Consider the following 15365-nt stretch of genomic DNA (forward strand, 5'->3'; position numbering starts at 1 on the left):
AAACTCTTGCCGTCGGGGTCTGAACGCGCAGGGTTGATCCACCTCACGCCTGTGCTAGGGCTGGGCATCCCCCGCACGAGGACTGACATGGCCGGCGCATCGCGAAAATATCCCATGCTGCGGCGTTCGCGCGCGATGTTGGGCTCACGGCGTGTCTGGCAGCCGCGCCTGGTGTTCTGGGCCGGCGCCATCTCGATCGGCGTCATCAGCGTTTTGTTCGCAATGCTGGCCGACAGGGCGCAAGGCCTGTTCCATGCGATGACAGGCAATGGTGACGGCTGGCGCTTCGATCTGCCGCTCATCGTCACGCCGCTCGGCTTCGTGCTGTGCGCGTGGCTGGCTCATGCCTTCTTCCCGGGCTCGCAAGGCAGCGGCATTCCGCAGGCGATCGCCGCCCGCCACCTGCGCGACGATGACGACCGCAGCCACATCCTGTCGCTGCGGCTGGCGGCGGGCAAGATCGCGCTTACCGTCGTTGGCCTGTTCTGCGGCGCCTCGATCGGCCGCGAAGGACCGACCGTGCAGGTCGGCGCGTCGCTGATGCTGCAGGTGGCGCGCTGGGGCGGCATGGCGCAGGCGCGCGGCCTGATCCTGGCCGGTTCGGCGGCCGGCATCGCGGCCGCCTTCAACACGCCGCTCGCCGGCATCGTCTTTGCCATCGAGGAAATGGGCCGTACCTACGAGGCGCGCACCAACGGGCTGGTGCTGACGGCGGTGATCCTGGCTGGCCTTGCCTCGCTTGGCCTGCTCGGCAACTACACCTATTTCGGCGTCGCCAGGGAGACGATCTCGTTTGCCGCCGAATGGCCGCTGGTGCTTTCCTGCGGCGTCATCGGCGGCGGTTTGGGCGCGCTGTTCTCGCTGTTGGCGTTGAAGGCGACGCGGCGGATTCGGCGCTGGCACAGCGGGCAGCCCTTGCCGCGCGCGCTGGTCGTGGCGGCCGTCTGCGGCTTGTTGGTGGCGGTGATCGGCATCGCCTCGGGCGGGCTGACCTTCGGCACCGGCTACGCACAGGCGCGTAGCGCCGTCGAAGGCACGCCGCTGCCCTGGTTCTTCTTTGCCGAAAAGTTCATGGCGGGACTGTTGTCGATGATCTCCGGCATTCCGGGCGGCATCTTCGCGCCATCGCTGGCGGTCGGCGCCGGCATCGGCAGTTCGCTCGGCCTGCTGTTCGGCGCCGGTACGGGGGCGGCGGCCCTGCTCGGCATGGCCGGCTACTTCGCTGGCGTGGTGCAGGCGCCGATGACGGCCTTCGTCATCATCCTGGAAATGACCGGCAATCACGACAATGTCATCGCGCTGATGCTGGCCTCGATGCTCGGCTACGGCACGGCGCGCATGGTCTCGCACGAGCCGCTCTATCACGCGCTGTCACGCGTCTTCATCGCCGAGGCGATCCGGCGGCGGCGGGCGGAAGCCGCGCCGGGATCAAGCCCGGGCTAAAAAGCAAAAGGCCAGGCTTTGCGGCCCGGCCTGTGGTGTAAAACGAAGCTTTGGAGCTCTGCCTATTTGCACTTTGCTATTTGCATTTGGCGATCGACGACAGCGCCGCCGAAATGCCCTTCAGCGAGAAGACATAGGAGGTGGGATTGCCGCGGCCCGACTTCGCCGTCACCTTCATGTCGGTGCCTGTCTTCATTGCGGCGATCAGCACCGGCTCCTCGGCGGCGTTCTCGACCCAGGCCGACTTGCCGCGCGTGAACATCGAGAACGACTTCTTGTCGATGGTGACGGTGGCCTTGGAGCCTTCCTGGAAGGTGTAGCCGGCGATGAATTGCGGCTCATAGGACACTTGCTGGCCGGGCCGCTGGCTGACGAAGAAGAACATGTCGCCATGGTCGAGCGTCGGCGGCTGCTTGTCGGTCGGCACGGTCAGGACATAGCAGACCTTGCCGCCCGATGCCTGGTAGCTGTAGGTGCCCCAGGCATTGTGCTGGCCGATCTTGGTCGCCGACTGCGCCAGTGCCGGCGCTGCCATGGCTACCAGGGCCAGGCTCGAAACTGTAGCAATCAATCCGCGCATCGTTTTTCCCGTATTCCAAAGGTGCGGCGGCAGGCCGGCTCAGCGTCCTGCCCGTCGCTTCATTTTGATTTAATCTGGGTTACCAAACGGTGAATTTCCTTTGAGAAAAGGACCCACACCCGAGGAAACCGCCGCCATTCCCGCGCCGCCGCCTTGCGAGCGGGTGGCGCGACGTCCCTTTCGCGACTTGGAGGCCACGAAAGCGGCAAGAGTTTGACTTTTTGCTTTGCCGCCAAACGCAGGCTCCAAAGGCATTTGCGCGGGCGCCGGCCTGCTCAGCCCTTGTCGGCGATGGCGTCCTTGGCAGCCTGCCGGTGCGCCGGCGTGATGTGGGCGCTGACAGCGGTGATCGCGGCGGTGAGCACGGCGATGTCGTCGGTGAAGCCAAGCCCGAGGACGAAGTCGGGGATCACGTCCACCGGCAGCACGAAATAGCCGAGCGCGGCGAGCAGAATGCCCTTGGCGCGCAGCGGTGTGTTCTTGTCCATAGCGCAGTAATACGCGGCCACGACTTCTTCCATGAAGGGTATCTGCCGCGCGGCCTTCTTCGCCGTGCGCCAGAATTTCTCGCGCACTTCGTTCTCGTCGCCGAGCTTGCCGCCAAAGCCGAAGAAATCAAAACCGGATTGTTGCGCCATTAGTTTCTCCTTGCGAGCGTCCATGCGCATCCCTGCGCATGCCCGCGAGCGAAAATGTGGTGAAACCCGAGCCACGCTGCAAGATGCCGGTGCCGATTTGGCAACCGCTGCGCCGTTCAGCCACCGAAAAAGCGGTTCATCTTCTTCGCTAGATCGATATCGAGCGCGGTCACGCCACCGGCATCATGGGTGTTCAGCGTCACGTCGACGGTCTTGTAGACATTCGACCAGTCGGGATGATGGTCCATCTTCTCGGCGGCAAGTGCTACGCGGGTCATGAAGGCAAAGGCTTCGGAGAAATTCGCGAAGGTGAACGTGCGCTTGATCGAGGCGCCATCGGCGGCCAGCGCCCAGCCGTCGAGACCGGTCAACGCGGCTTCTACGGCTTCCCGGCTCAGTTTCTCTCTCGTCATATCAGCTTCCCATGCTATTTCGACTGAAGTCGTCACCATAGCGTTGGATCGATGAGCGCGAAGCCCATAAATTCCATTCTTTTCGTCTGCCTCGGCAACATCTGCCGGTCGCCGCTGGCTGAGGGCGCTGTTCGCGCCGTGCTGGCAGAGCGCGGGTGGGGCGGGGATATGCTGCTCGATTCAGCCGCAACCAGCGGCTGGGAGGTCGGCTCACCTCCCGATCCACGCTCGATCGCGGTTGCGGTGCGTCACGGCGTCGACATTTCCGGGCAGAGGGCGCGCAAGGTCTCGCCGGAGGATTTTCACTGCTTCGACCTGATCCTCGGCATGGACCGGTCGAACGTTCGTGACCTGAAAGCGCTGGCGCCGGCGGCCATGCACGACCGGTTGCACCTGTTCCTGGAGTTCGCCAAGGGCAATGCGCGCGACGTGCCGGACCCATATTATGACGGGGCGGAAGCCTTCGCGTCGGTCTACCGCATGATCCGCGAGGCGTCGGAGGCGCTGGCGACAAGGCTCGAAGCACGGGCGTCTTTGCCCGACAGCGGCCAGGCTTCCTCGACGATGTAGGGGCCGCCACCGACCGAATCGCGCGACGACATCAACACGAAACGGCCGATACGGAACGGCAACGTCGAGAAATTGCCACGTGCCGAGAGATACTGGGCGACGTCCAGCGGGGTCGAATTGCGCAAGCGCGCCAGCGTCACATGCGGCATGAACTTGCGCGGATCCGCGGGAATGCCGAGCCGCTGGCAGATGCGGTCGATCTCGCCCTGAAGGGCGGCAAGATCGGGCGAGGCGGAGGCACCCGCCCACACCGCGTGCGGCTTCTTCTGGCCGAAAGCGCCGACGCCGGACAGGGTCAGCGGGAAGGAGGGGCGGTGGACGCGGTCGAGTGCGTTGGCAATCTCGTCGGCGACATGACCCGGTACATCGCCGATGAAGCGTAGCGTCAGATGATAGTTTTCGACGTCGATCCAACGGGCCCCGGGCAGGCCGCCCCGCAGCAGGGACAGCGAAAGGGCCGCGTCACGCGGTATTTCGAGGGCGGTGAAAAGACGCGGCATGAAGAGCCTCCCTTCCTCGAATCGAATATTAGCCCTAGCGAATCATCGAAAATCAAACGGAGCAAGAGGTTTGTTGGTCACAGGCTTTGTTAAAAGTTTCCCCAACGGAAGCAATTAGTCCGATCTCACGAACCTCCCGGCGCCGCCGCGATCGCCTTTTCGACCGTCGGCAAGATGCGTTCGACCATCTGGTCGACGCCCTGAGGGCTCGGATGCAGGCCGTCCTCGAGTTGCATGCCGGGCTGACCGGCGACGCCGTCGAGAAAGAACGGGTAGAGCGCAACGTCGTATTTCTTGGCAAGGTCGGGAAAGATGGCATCGAAGGCGTTCTGGTAGTCGGCGCCGAGATTGGGCGCGGCGCGCATGCCGGCCAGCAGCACGGCAATCCTGCGGTCCTTGAGCTTGCCCATCATGTCATCCAGGTTCTTTCTGGCGATGTCGGGCGAGACGCCGCGCAGCATGTCGTTGGCGCCGAGTTCGAGAATGACCAGCTGCGTGCCGTCGGGCACCGACCAGTCAAGCCGCGCCAGGCCGCCGCTTGTCGTGTCGCCAGAGACGCCGGCATTGGCGACCGTCACGTCGTGACCCTCGGCGCGAAGGGCGGCCTGCAGTTTTTCGGTAAAGCCCTGGTCCGGCCCAAGGCCGAAGCCCGCCATCAGGCTGTCACCGAAGCCGACGATCTTGAACGGCTCGGCGAGCGCCGACGAAAAGGTGCCGCAAATGGCGAGGAAAACGATGAAGCCTGCGGCAATCAGGCGTTTGAAAGACATGCGGCAGGCCCCATATGACCAAGGAATTCTTCCGACGGCATCCGGCAAGCAGAGCCTTCATCCCTTGATATAGGACGCTTTCATTTTGACAGAAGCCGTCATCGCGCTGAAAGACGTATCGCTGACACTTGGCGAAGGGGCGTCCTCCGTGCATGTGCTGAAGGGTGTCAGCCTCGATGTTGCTGCAGGCGAGGCGACCGGCATCGTCGGTCCTTCGGGCTCGGGCAAGTCGACATTGCTGATGGTGCTGGCAGGCCTTGAAACGGTCGATTCGGGTACGGTCAGAATCGCCGGCGTGCTGCTCAATGGCAAAACCGAGGACCAGATTGCCTCGTTTCGTGGCCGAAACATTGGCATCGTGTTCCAGTCCTTCCATCTCATTCCCAACATGACGGCGCTCGAAAATGTCGCGGTGCCGCTGGAACTCGCCGGCCATGCCGATCCGTTTTCGGTCGCGGCGCGCGAACTGGCGGCCGTGGGCCTGAGCGATCGCGTCACCCATTATCCCGGCGAATTGTCGGGCGGCGAGCAGCAGCGCGTGGCGATCGCCCGGGCGCTGGCGCCGTCGCCGCGCATTCTCATTGCCGACGAGCCGACCGGCAATCTCGACCAGGCGACGGGGCGGCAGGTCGCCGACCTCTTGTTTGCCAAGGCGGCCGAGCGCGGCATGACCCTGGTGCTGGTCACCCACGATCCGGCATTGGCGGCACGCTGCTCGCGCCAGGTTTCGATGCGGTCGGGCCGGATCGAGGCGCCGGCACCCGTCAAGGTGACGGCCTGATGCCGGTGTCGCGGACGCTGTGCCTTGCGGTCCGCTTTTCGCTGCGCGAGATGCGCGGCGGCCTGTCCGGCTTCCTGATTTTCCTTGCCTGCATCGCGCTCGGCGTCGCGGCAATCGGCGGCGTCAACTCGGTGGCGCGTTCGATCACCGCCGGTGTCGCCAATCAGGGCCAGACGCTGCTCGGCGGCGATCTCCGCTTCCAGATCAACCAACGCGACGCCAGCCAGGCCGAACGCGGCTTCGTTGACGGGCTGGGGGTCGTTTCGCACACCGCCAGCATGCGTTCGATGGCGCGTCTCGCCGATGGAACCGACCAGGCGCTGGTCGAGGCCAAGGCGGTCGACCACGCCTATCCGCTCTATGGCGCGCTGGAGACCGAGCCGGCGCTGTCGAAGCAGGAACTGTTCGGCGAAGAGTTCGGCGTTTTCGGCGCCGCCGCACCCGATCTGCTGTTCGAACGGCTGCATCTGCAGATCGGCGACCGGCTGAAGCTCGGCACCGCGACCTTCGAACTGCGCGCCAGGCTGGTCACCGAACCGGATGCGGTGTCCGATGCTTTTGCCTTTGCGCCGCGGCTGATGATCTCGACCGAAGGGCTGGCGGCCACCGGGCTGATCCAGCCGGGCAGCCTGGTCGAAAACGCCTACAAGATCCGGCTGCCCGCCGATGCCGATGAGGCGCGGCTCAAGGCTATCCAGGATCAGGCGGCCAAGGATTTTCCGCAGGCCGGCTGGTCGATCCGCACGCGCAGCAATGCGGCGCCGGCGCTGTCGTCCAACATCGAACGCTTCTCGCAATTCCTGACGCTGGTCGGGCTGACGGCGCTCGTGGTCGGCGGTGTCGGCGTCGCCAATGCGGTGCGCGCCTATCTCGACGGCAAGCGCGGCGTCATAGCCACCTTCAAGAGCCTGGGCGCTTCGGGCGGCTTCGTCTTTGCCGTCTATCTGGTGCAGATCCTGATCATCGCCGCCCTGGGCATCGTGCTTGGCCTCGTGCTCGGGGCGCTGATGCCGTTCGCGGCCGGTGCCGCCCTCCATCAGGTCATTCCGGTGCCGGCGGAGGGCGGCTTCTATCCCGGCGCGCTCGGCATGGCGGCGCTGTTCGGCCTTTTGGTGACGCTGGCCTTCGCGCTGCTGCCGCTCGGCCGCGCCCGCGATGTGCCGGCGACCGCGCTGTTTCGCGAGATGGGGCTTGAAGGCCGCGGCTTTCCGCGCCCTGTCTATGTCGCGGCCGCTGTCGGCATCGCGCTGTTGCTGGCAGCGCTGGCCATCCTTTTTTCCGGCGACCGCCGCATCGCCTCGATTTTCGTCGGCGCCACCATCTTCGCTTTCCTGGTGCTGCGCCTGGTCGGCGCACTGGTGCAGTGGGCGGCCAGAAAGAGCCCGCGCGTGGGCTTCGTGGCGCTGCGGCTCGCCGTCGGCAACATCCACCGGCCCGGCGCCTTGACGCCATCGGTGGTGCTGTCGCTGGGGCTCGGCCTGACACTGCTGGTGACGCTGGCGCTGATCGACGGCAACCTGCGGCAACAGATCTCGGGCAGCCTGCCGGAGCGGGCGCCGAACTTCTTCTTTGTCGACATCCAGAGCAGCGATGTCGATGCGTTTTCGGCGCTGATCGGCAAGCAGGCGCCGCAGGGGACGCTGGCCAAGGTGCCGATGCTGCGCGGCCGGGTGATGGCGCTCAACGGCGTCGATGTCGACAAGGTCACGGTGCCGGCGGAAGGCGCCTGGGTGCTGAAAGGCGATCGCGGCCTGACCTACGACGCCAGCCAGCCGGACAACGCGACGCTGACCGAGGGCAGCTGGTGGCCGGACAATTATGCCGGCGAGCCGCTGGTCTCGTTCTCGGCCGTGGAAGGCAAGGAGATCGGGCTGAAGCTCGGCGATACCATCACCGTCAATGTGCTCGGCCGCAACGTGACGGCGAAGATCGCCAATTTCCGTCAGGTCGAATGGGAGACCATGGGCATCAATTTCGTCATGGTGTTCTCGCCCAACACATTCGCAGGAGCGCCGCATGGCTGGATGGCGACGCTGACCGAAAAGACCGCCTCGACGGCCGACGACGCGCGGATCCTCAATGCCGTCACCCGCGCCTTCCCGGCGGTGACGACAGTCCGGGTCAAGGATGCGCTCGACGTCGTCAACCGGCTGGTCGGGCAGCTCGGCACGGCGATCCGGGCTGCCGCCGGCGTGGCGCTGATCGCCTCGGTGCTGGTGCTAGCCGGTGCGCTTGCCGCCGGCAACCGGGCTCGCATCCATGACGCGGTGGTGCTGAAGACGCTGGGCGCGACACGCACGACGCTGATTGCCGCCTTCTCGCTCGAATACATGCTGATCGGGCTCGCCACCGCGATCTTCGCCCTCGCGGCGGGTGGTGCCGCCGCATGGTTCGTCGTCGCCCGCATCATGACCTTGCCTTCGCATTTCATGCCCGAGGTGGCGGTGGCGACCATTCTGTTTTCGCTTGTCATCACGGTCGGCATCGGTCTCGTCGGCACCTGGCGGGTCCTCGGCCACAAGGCCGCACCGGTGCTGCGCAACCTCTGAATTCCGCCCGCCGGGACCCAGATTTGGTTAAATCGGAGCAATGTTGCGCCGCCAAAGGCCGGAAAAACCGGACCGTGCGGGTCTCACGAAGCATTACACCCGGTTACGGTCTTGTTCTCGACGCGAATAACCATCATATTTCGCCACAGGCATGCTGGAGCTCCGCCAGCGGCGCCTGGGTCTGGTGGACCTGACACCCGACGGGGCAGAAGCAATAAGAGGACTACCATGGCTGAACCCATTCGCAACTTGCAGACGCGTGCCGTGCCCGGCGCTGCCGTCGACATCGATCAGGGCCTGCGCGCCTACATGGTCAAGGTCTACAATCTGATGGGGCTTGGCCTCCTCATCACCGGCCTTGTCGCGGTCGGCACAATCATGCTGGCCACCACCACCGATCCGGCCTCGGCTGTCGCGACGCTGCCAAGCGGCCAGATGCTGACCTCCTTTGGCTATGCGATCTTCGGGTCGCCGCTGAAATGGGTGGTGATCTTTGCCCCGCTGGCCGCTGTCATGTTCCTGTCGTTCCGCGTCCAGTCGATGAGCGTATCGGCGGCGCAGACGACGTTCTGGGTCTATGCCGGCCTCGTCGGCCTGTCGCTGTCGTCGATCTTCCTGGTCTACACCACGGCCAGCATATCGCAGACCTTCTTCGCCACCGCCGCGGGCTTCGGCGCGCTGTCGCTTTATGGCTACACCACCAAGCGCGACCTGACCGCGATGGGCTCGTTCCTGATCATGGGCGTGTTCGGTCTGATCATCGCAATGGTGATCAACATCTTCCTGCAGTCGTCGGCGCTGTCCTTCGCTGTTTCGGCGATCGGCGTGCTGATTTTTGCGGGCCTGACCGCCTATGACACGCAGAAGATCAAAGAGATGTATTTCGAGGGCGACGCTTCGGATGTCGCCGGCCGCAAGGCGATCATGGGCGCGCTGAGGCTCTACCTCGACTTCATCAACCTGTTCATGTTCCTGCTGCAGTTCATGGGCGACCGCCGCTAAAGGCTGTCCGCGCCATGGTCTGACTGGACCAGCGAGTTTGGAAAGGGCGGCCTAACGGCCGCCCTTTTCTTTTGTGTCGGGTTTTGCTGTATTGCGGGCAAAACAACGGCATGCATAAATAATGAGCAATATCATTATCCGGACCGCGATAGAGGCCGACCTCGACCGGATCACGGAAATCTATGCTGACGCGGTCACCCAGGGCACGGCGAGCTATGAGCTGGAGCCGCCCGGCGGTGTTGAGATGGGCGCTCGCTTCGACACTCTGATGGCTGGAGGCTTTCCCTATCTCGTGGCGGAAAAGGACGGCACCGTGCTCGGCTATGCCTATGCCGGCGCCTTCCGGCCGCGCCCGGCCTATCGCTTCATCGTCGAGGATTCGGTCTATGTCGCGCCGCAGGCCAAGGGCCAGGGAGTTGGGCTGTTGCTGATGCAAAGCCTGATCGAGGCCTGCCGCTCAGTGGGCTTCCGCCAGATCATCGCGGTGATCGGCGACGGGCGGCCGGAGAGCGCCTCGGTGCGGCTGCACGAGAAGCTCGGCTTTCGCCATTCGGGACGCCTCGAAGGCTCCGGCTACAAGCACGGGCGCTGGCTGGACACGGTGTTCATGCAGCTCTCGCTGAATGGCGGGCCGCTCGCTCCACCCGATCCCGATTCGCTGCCGGAGCGAAAATTCCGCCAGAAAAAATAAAGGGTTAAGCCTCGACGAGCTTCAGCTTGCCGTCGAAGATCCCAAGCACGCGGCCGAGTTCCTGGCCGCGCTTGAGGATGCGGCCGCCGGCGGCAATGACGGCAAAGGCACCTTGCTTGCGCGCCAGTTTCGGGTCCTTGACGATCTGGAACAGCGGCACTTCGCTGGTGCGGCGAAACACGGAAAAAACAGCTCTGTCGGTGAGATGATCGATGGCGTAGTCGCGCCATTCGTTGGCGGCGACCATGCGACCGTAGAGCCTCAGGATCTGGTCCAGTTCACGCCGGTCGAACCGCACCGGCTGATCGAGGCGCTCGCGTCGCGCCTCGTGCAGCGGGATCAATATTGCGGATGCGTCCCCATCCCCCGTCCCGCCGCTGTCGTCGGTCATGCCTCGATCCTTCAAAATGAATCTTTGCCAACCAAAGTTGGCGCGTTCGCAGCCGAATTGCAAGACCCGGCGAAGCGAGCGCGGCGTGGCGCTATTTCCGCAACGTCCAGTCACTTTTATGAAACGCCTGTTGGAATTGGTGATGCTTCGTCACATTCTCGCCATTTTTTATCCGCGCTCTTGCCCCAATGTCCGACGAATTTACCGGCGTTGCCTGAGACGGTTCGGTCCGGCACCGGCTCGTAAACCCCAAGCCCCCCGCCCACGGGTCTGCGTCGGATCGAACCAACCTCGGTCTTTCTTCGGAAGGATCGGGTGCGACGATCCCAAAACCTAAATGACCGGCGTCAGAAGCAAGCTGACGTCGGTTTTTTGTTTTTGGGGTGGAGCGCGGGGCAATGCGGCGAGGCAGAGCACGATCGTCTGTGCAACCTCGCCTCGCCATGGGCGAGCCGCAACCTCGAGATGCTAAGGCTTGTGAATGAAGGCGGCGCCGAGAATGGGGCCGGGCAAGCCATCCCTGCCGACCGACTGCAGCAGCACGGCGCAGCCGCCCTTCTTGGAGATCTCGCTCATCGGCAATTCGTAGCGCTGCGCCTTGCCGTGCCACATGCCGGCGGTCTGGATGCCCGAGACCGCGTTCCAGTAGGTCAGCTTGCGGCCGGTGTTCTCACCCTGGCCGATCTTGACCGTCTGCGGCGGGTCGAAATAGACGATGACGACATGGGCATCGCTGGGACCGCTTCCGGCATCGCCGGCGTCGATCATCACGCGGTCGCTGGTCCTGCTGACCTTGACGGCAACCCGCATGCCCTGGCCGCTCTTGGCCATGCGCGCTAGCGCGCCATCGACATCGACGCGGCTGGCGCCGTTGACATGGACGCGGCCGTTGATGACGGCCTGCGGTGTATAGACGGAGCGGCTGCCGAAGGCGCGCATATAGTCATTTTGCCGCTCGGTGTTCTCCTTGCGGCTCAGCGTGTCCTGCCAGCCGAGATAATCCCAGTAGTCGACATGGTAGGCGAGCGCGACGATGTCTTCCTTGGCGGCCAGTTCGGCGAACAACGCATCGGCCGGCGGACAGGAATTGCAGCCCTGGCTGGTGAACAGCTCGACCACGCCCAAGGGCCTGTCGATCTGGGGCCTGTCGATCTGAGGTTTGTCGGCCTGCGTCTTGCCGGGCTCGGCTGTTTGGCCGGTGCCGGCAGCCGCTGAGAAGGCCAGCGCAAGGGCCGCCAGCCACAATGTTTTTCGCGAGGCCATGGTCATTCCGATTCCCGCCGGTGGCGCCGGCTTTATTGTCGTTGCTGGAATATGTGGCAGAAGCGGAAGTCAACGGGAAGTCACGTTGCGGTGAAATTTTTGCCGTTGCAACCGACCGCAGCGGCGCAATAGGAGAAGGGCTCGCAGTTCAGGGTAGAAACCGATTCGGGCGGCAATCACGATGTGGCAAACTCTTTCGGCGCCGATCGATCTCTATTGCGAGCGAACCGGCCCGGAACTCTGGTCCGAGCCGGTCAATGCCCTGACAAACCTTGCCTTCATCGCCGCCGGCCTGTGGGGCGTGCGCGAGGTGCGAAGGCTACGCACCGGTACCTTCGCCGAAGTGCTGGCCTGGTGGGTGGTGGCAATCGGCATCGGCTCGACGATCTTCCACACCTTCGCCACTAGGGGCACCGTCTGGGCCGATGTGCTGCCGATCGCCGGCTTTACGCTGGCCTATACGCTGTTCAACCTGCGCCGCTTCCTCGGCATGCAATGGGGCAAGGCGATTGCCATCTTCGTCGCCTTTTACGTGGTTGCCGGGCTGCTGACGCTGGCGGTGCCGGACTGGCTTCGCCAGGCCTCGAATGGCACGACGGGCTACCTGCCGCCGTTCCTGGCGCTCGCCTTCTTCGGCATACTGGTGGCGGCCAGCGGCAATCGCGCCGGCTGGTACAATCTGGTGGGATCGGCGATCTTCGTCGTGTCCGTCATCTGCCGGATGGTCGACCCGCTGGTCTGCGCCGGCTTCCCGCTCGGCACGCATTTCCTCTGGCACATCCTCAACGGACTGATGCTCGGCGTGCTGCTGGCCGCAGCGGCGCGCTTCGGAGCGCCGAAGAATAGGGGAATAGGGGAATAGGTCTTCCCCTTCCCTACTTCCCTACTCCCTTACTGCCCTACTCCCCTAAGCTGCCAGATCGCGCAGCACGTATTGCAGGATGCCGCCGTTCTTGAAATAGTCGAGCTCGTCCAGCGTATCGATGCGGCAGATGATCGGCACGTTCTTCACCGTGCCGTCGCCATAGGTGACCTTGGCCGTCATCGTCTGGCGCGGCTTGATGGTGCTCAGCCCGTCGATCTCGACCAGCTCGTCACCCTTCAGGTTGAGCGACGCCCAGGACGTGCCCTCCTCGAAGACGAACGGGATGACACCCATGCCGACCAGGTTCGAGCGATGGATGCGTTCGAAGGACTGGGCGATGACGGCGCGCACGCCGAGCAGATTGGTGCCCTTGGCCGCCCAGTCGCGCGACGAGCCGTTGCCGTATTCGACGCCGGCGAAGATCACCAGCGGCACGCCTTCCTTCTTGTATTCCATGGCCGCATCGTAGATCGATTCCTCTTCCTTCGACGGGTAGTGGATGGTGTAGCCGCCTTCCCTGCCATTCTCGCCCAGCATGTGGTTGCGGATGCGGATGTTGGCGAAGGTGCCGCGCATCATCACCTCATGGTTGCCGCGACGCGTGCCGTACTGGTTGAAGTCGGCGACGCCAACGCCATGGTCGGTGAGATATTCGCCGGCCGGCGAGGCCGCCTTGATCGAACCGGCCGGCGAGATGTGGTCGGTGGTGATCTTGTCGCCGAACAGGCCGAGCACGCGCGCGCCCTTGATGTCGCCGATCTTGCCGAAACCAGCGGTCATGCCGGCGAAATAGGGCGGGTTCTGCACATAGGTCGAGTTGTCGTCCCAGGTGTAGGTCTGGCCTTCCGGCGCCTCGACGTTCTGCCAGTATTCGTCGCCCTTGAAGACGTCGGCATATTTGCGGGCGAACAGCTCGCGGGTGACGTTCTTCTCGATGAACTCCTGGATCTCGGCCGAGCTCGGCCAGATATCCTTGAGGTAGACCGGATTGCCGTTCTTGTCGTCGCCGAGCGGCTCGGTGGTGAGGTCCTTGGTGACGGTTCCAGCCAGCGCGTGCGCGACGACCAGCGGTGGCGAGGCGAGATAGTTCGCCTGCACGTCGGGCGAGACGCGGCCTTCGAAGTTCCGGTTGCCGGACAGGACCGCGGCGGCGATCAAGCCTTTTTCATTGATGGTTTTCGAGATCGGCGCCGGCAGCGGGCCGGAATTGCCGATGCAGGTGGTGCAGCCGAAGCCGACCAGGTTGAAGCCGATCTGGTCGAGCTCCTTCTGCAGTCCTGACTTTTCCAGATATTCGGCGACCACCTGGCTGCCGGGGGCCAGCGAGGTCTTCACCCACGGCTTCTGCTTCAAACCGAGGCGGTTGGCGTTGCGGGCGAGCAAGCCGGCGCCGATCAGCACGCTCGGGTTCGAGGTGTTGGTGCAGGAGGTGATGGCGGCGATGACGACGTCGCCATGGCCGAGATCGTGGTCGGTGCCTTCGACTGCGTAGCGCTTGTGGATCTCGGCGGCCTTCTTGTATTCGGTCTCCATCGCCTTGGTGAAGCCTTCCGGAATACCTTCCAGCGCGACGCGGCCTTCGGGCCGCTTGGGGCCGGCCATCGACGGCACGACGGAACCAAGTTCCAACTCGAGCAGGTCGGTGAACACGGGGTCGGCCGAGCCGGTGTCGCGCCACAGGCCTTGCGCCTTCGAATAGGCCTCGACCAATGCGATGCGATCCTCGCTGCGGCCGGACATTGTGAGGTAGCGGACGGTCTCGCTGTCGACCGGGAAGAAGCCGCAGGTGGCGCCGTATTCGGGCGCCATATTGCCGATGGTGGCGCGGTCGGCCAGCGTCATGTTGGACAGGCCCGGTCCGAAGAACTCGACGAACTTGCCGACGACACCCTTCTTGCGCAGCATCTGGGTGACGGTGAGCACGAGGTCGGTGGCGGTGACGCCTTCTTTCAACTTGCCGGTGAGGCGGAAGCCGATGACTTCCGGCAAAAGCATGGAGACGGGCTGGCCGAGCATGGCCGCCTCGGCCTCGATGCCGCCGACGCCCCAGCCCAGCACGCCAAGGCCGTTGATCATCGTGGTATGCGAATCGGTGCCGACGCAGGTGTCGGGATAGGCGGTGGTTTCGCCGTCCTCGGTGTTGGTCCACACCACCTGGCCGAGATATTCGAGGTTGACCTGGTGGCAGATGCCGGTGCCGGGCGGTACGACACGGAAGTTGCGGAACGCCTGCTGGCCCCATTTCAGGAATTTGTAGCGCTCCTCGTTGCGCTCGTATTCCAGCTCGACATTGCGGGCGAAGGCCATCGGCGTGCCGAATTCGTCGACGATGACGGAATGGTCGATGACGAGGTCGACCGGCACCAGCGGGTTGATCTTCTGCGGGTCGCCGCCGAGCGAGGCCATGGCGTCGCGCATGGCGGCAAGGTCGACCACCGCCGGGACGCCGGTGAAATCCTGCATCAGCACGCGGGCCGGGCGATAGGCGATCTCGACGCCGGCGGTGCCCTTGTCGGTCAGCCAGCCGGCGACCGCCTGGATCGATTCCTTGGTGACGGAGCGGCCGTCCTCGTTGCGCAGCAGGTTCTCCAGCAGCACCTTCATCGAATAGGGCAGCTGGGCGATGCCGGTGAGGCCGTTCTTCTCAGCCTCGATGAGATTGAAATAGACATACTCCGTGCCGCCCGCGGTCAGCGTGCGGCGGCAATTGAAACTGTCGAGGGATTTTGACACGTGCGATCCTTGTCTATTCAGCCTGAAAGGGAACGGACGCCGATGGCATGCAATCACGCGCAAAGGTGCGGGTACGGCCATTTCCGCTGTCCGTTCCCAAGCAACCCGAGCCGTTCAAGGCGGCGCGTGCGCTGGTTCGGCGCTAATTCTGTTCCCGCGCCGACCGCTGGCACGGA

Annotated in this window: 15 protein-coding genes; 7 read left to right on the top strand and 8 right to left on the bottom strand. The window is 64.2% G+C overall.

The window, feature by feature from the left end; translation table 11 throughout:
* The first annotated feature begins 87 nt into the window (after positions 1-87).
* Positions 88-1443, top strand: a complete 1356-nt coding sequence (locus AC07FD_RS35290; protein WP_478353578.1) for a chloride channel protein — start codon at positions 88-90, stop codon at positions 1441-1443.
* A 76-nt stretch (positions 1444-1519) separates the two neighbouring features.
* Here AC07FD_RS35290 and AC07FD_RS35295 read toward each other — a convergent pair whose 3' ends face one another.
* The 3 genes from AC07FD_RS35295 to AC07FD_RS35305 form a co-directional block, all read right to left on the bottom strand.
* Positions 1520-2023: an invasion associated locus B family protein gene (locus AC07FD_RS35295; protein WP_095083982.1), complete on the bottom strand. Its 504-nt coding sequence runs from the start codon at positions 2021-2023 to the stop codon at positions 1520-1522.
* 275 nt (positions 2024-2298) lie between these two features.
* The gene (locus AC07FD_RS35300) at positions 2299-2661 is read right to left on the bottom strand and encodes a YkvA family protein (RefSeq protein WP_095084391.1); all 363 of its coding nucleotides are present in this window, start codon (positions 2659-2661) and stop codon (positions 2299-2301) included.
* A gap of 116 nt (positions 2662-2777) precedes the next feature.
* On the bottom strand, positions 2778-3074 hold the full coding sequence (locus tag AC07FD_RS35305) for a 4a-hydroxytetrahydrobiopterin dehydratase (RefSeq protein WP_478353579.1): 297 nt from the start codon (positions 3072-3074) through the stop codon (positions 2778-2780).
* A 51-nt stretch (positions 3075-3125) separates the two neighbouring features.
* Here AC07FD_RS35305 and AC07FD_RS35310 point away from each other — a divergent pair, with 51 nt between their 5' ends.
* A complete protein-coding gene (locus tag AC07FD_RS35310; protein WP_478353580.1) occupies positions 3126-3644 on the top strand; it encodes a low molecular weight protein-tyrosine-phosphatase in 519 nt (172 codons plus the stop codon).
* On the opposite strand, the gene thpR is transcribed toward AC07FD_RS35310, so the two are convergent.
* The gene (thpR, locus tag AC07FD_RS35315; protein WP_095083984.1) at positions 3548-4144 is read right to left on the bottom strand and encodes an RNA 2',3'-cyclic phosphodiesterase; all 597 of its coding nucleotides are present in this window, start codon (positions 4142-4144) and stop codon (positions 3548-3550) included. The two genes, AC07FD_RS35310 and thpR, sit on opposite strands and share 97 nt — an antisense overlap.
* A 125-nt stretch (positions 4145-4269) precedes the next feature.
* Complete coding sequence (locus tag AC07FD_RS35320; protein WP_478353581.1) at positions 4270-4914, bottom strand: arylesterase; 645 nt, start codon at positions 4912-4914, stop codon at positions 4270-4272.
* 85 nt (positions 4915-4999) lie between these two features.
* On the opposite strand from AC07FD_RS35320, the gene AC07FD_RS35325 reads away from it, so the two are divergent.
* The 4 genes from AC07FD_RS35325 (at position 5000) to AC07FD_RS35340 (ending at position 9937) form a co-directional block, all read left to right on the top strand.
* Entirely contained in the window at positions 5000-5695 is a 696-nt protein-coding gene (locus tag AC07FD_RS35325) for an ABC transporter ATP-binding protein (RefSeq protein ID WP_478353582.1), read from the top strand.
* A complete protein-coding gene (locus AC07FD_RS35330; RefSeq protein WP_478353583.1) occupies positions 5695-8244 on the top strand; it encodes an ABC transporter permease in 2550 nt (849 codons plus the stop codon). The genes AC07FD_RS35325 and AC07FD_RS35330 overlap by 1 nt, the downstream gene beginning before the upstream one ends.
* A 228-nt stretch (positions 8245-8472) precedes the next feature.
* Positions 8473-9246, top strand: coding sequence for a Bax inhibitor-1/YccA family protein (locus AC07FD_RS35335; protein ID WP_478353584.1), 774 nt, complete (start codon positions 8473-8475; stop codon positions 9244-9246).
* A 121-nt stretch (positions 9247-9367) separates the two neighbouring features.
* The gene (locus AC07FD_RS35340) at positions 9368-9937 is read left to right on the top strand and encodes an N-acetyltransferase family protein (protein WP_478353585.1); all 570 of its coding nucleotides are present in this window, start codon (positions 9368-9370) and stop codon (positions 9935-9937) included.
* Between the two features lie 4 nt (positions 9938-9941).
* Here AC07FD_RS35340 and AC07FD_RS35345 read toward each other — a convergent pair whose 3' ends face one another.
* Together AC07FD_RS35345 and AC07FD_RS35350 are read right to left on the bottom strand one after the other, a co-directional pair.
* Positions 9942-10328, bottom strand: coding sequence for a DUF2794 domain-containing protein (locus tag AC07FD_RS35345; RefSeq protein ID WP_378921401.1), 387 nt, complete (start codon positions 10326-10328; stop codon positions 9942-9944).
* Positions 10329-10796: 468 nt separating this feature from the next.
* Positions 10797-11597 carry a DUF1223 domain-containing protein gene (locus AC07FD_RS35350; protein WP_478353586.1) on the bottom strand — a complete coding sequence of 267 codons (801 nt, stop codon included), beginning with the start codon at positions 11595-11597 and terminating at the stop codon, positions 10797-10799.
* A gap of 175 nt (positions 11598-11772) precedes the next feature.
* On the opposite strand from AC07FD_RS35350, the gene AC07FD_RS35355 reads away from it, so the two are divergent.
* Positions 11773-12453, top strand: coding sequence for a ceramidase domain-containing protein (locus tag AC07FD_RS35355; protein ID WP_478353587.1), 681 nt, complete (start codon positions 11773-11775; stop codon positions 12451-12453).
* A 45-nt stretch (positions 12454-12498) separates the two neighbouring features.
* Here AC07FD_RS35355 and acnA read toward each other — a convergent pair whose 3' ends face one another.
* On the bottom strand, positions 12499-15189 hold the full coding sequence (gene acnA / locus AC07FD_RS35360; RefSeq protein ID WP_478353588.1) for an aconitate hydratase AcnA: 2691 nt from the start codon (positions 15187-15189) through the stop codon (positions 12499-12501).
* Positions 15190-15365 lie beyond the last annotated feature (176 nt).

This window comes from Mesorhizobium waitakense, from assembly GCF_056431085.1.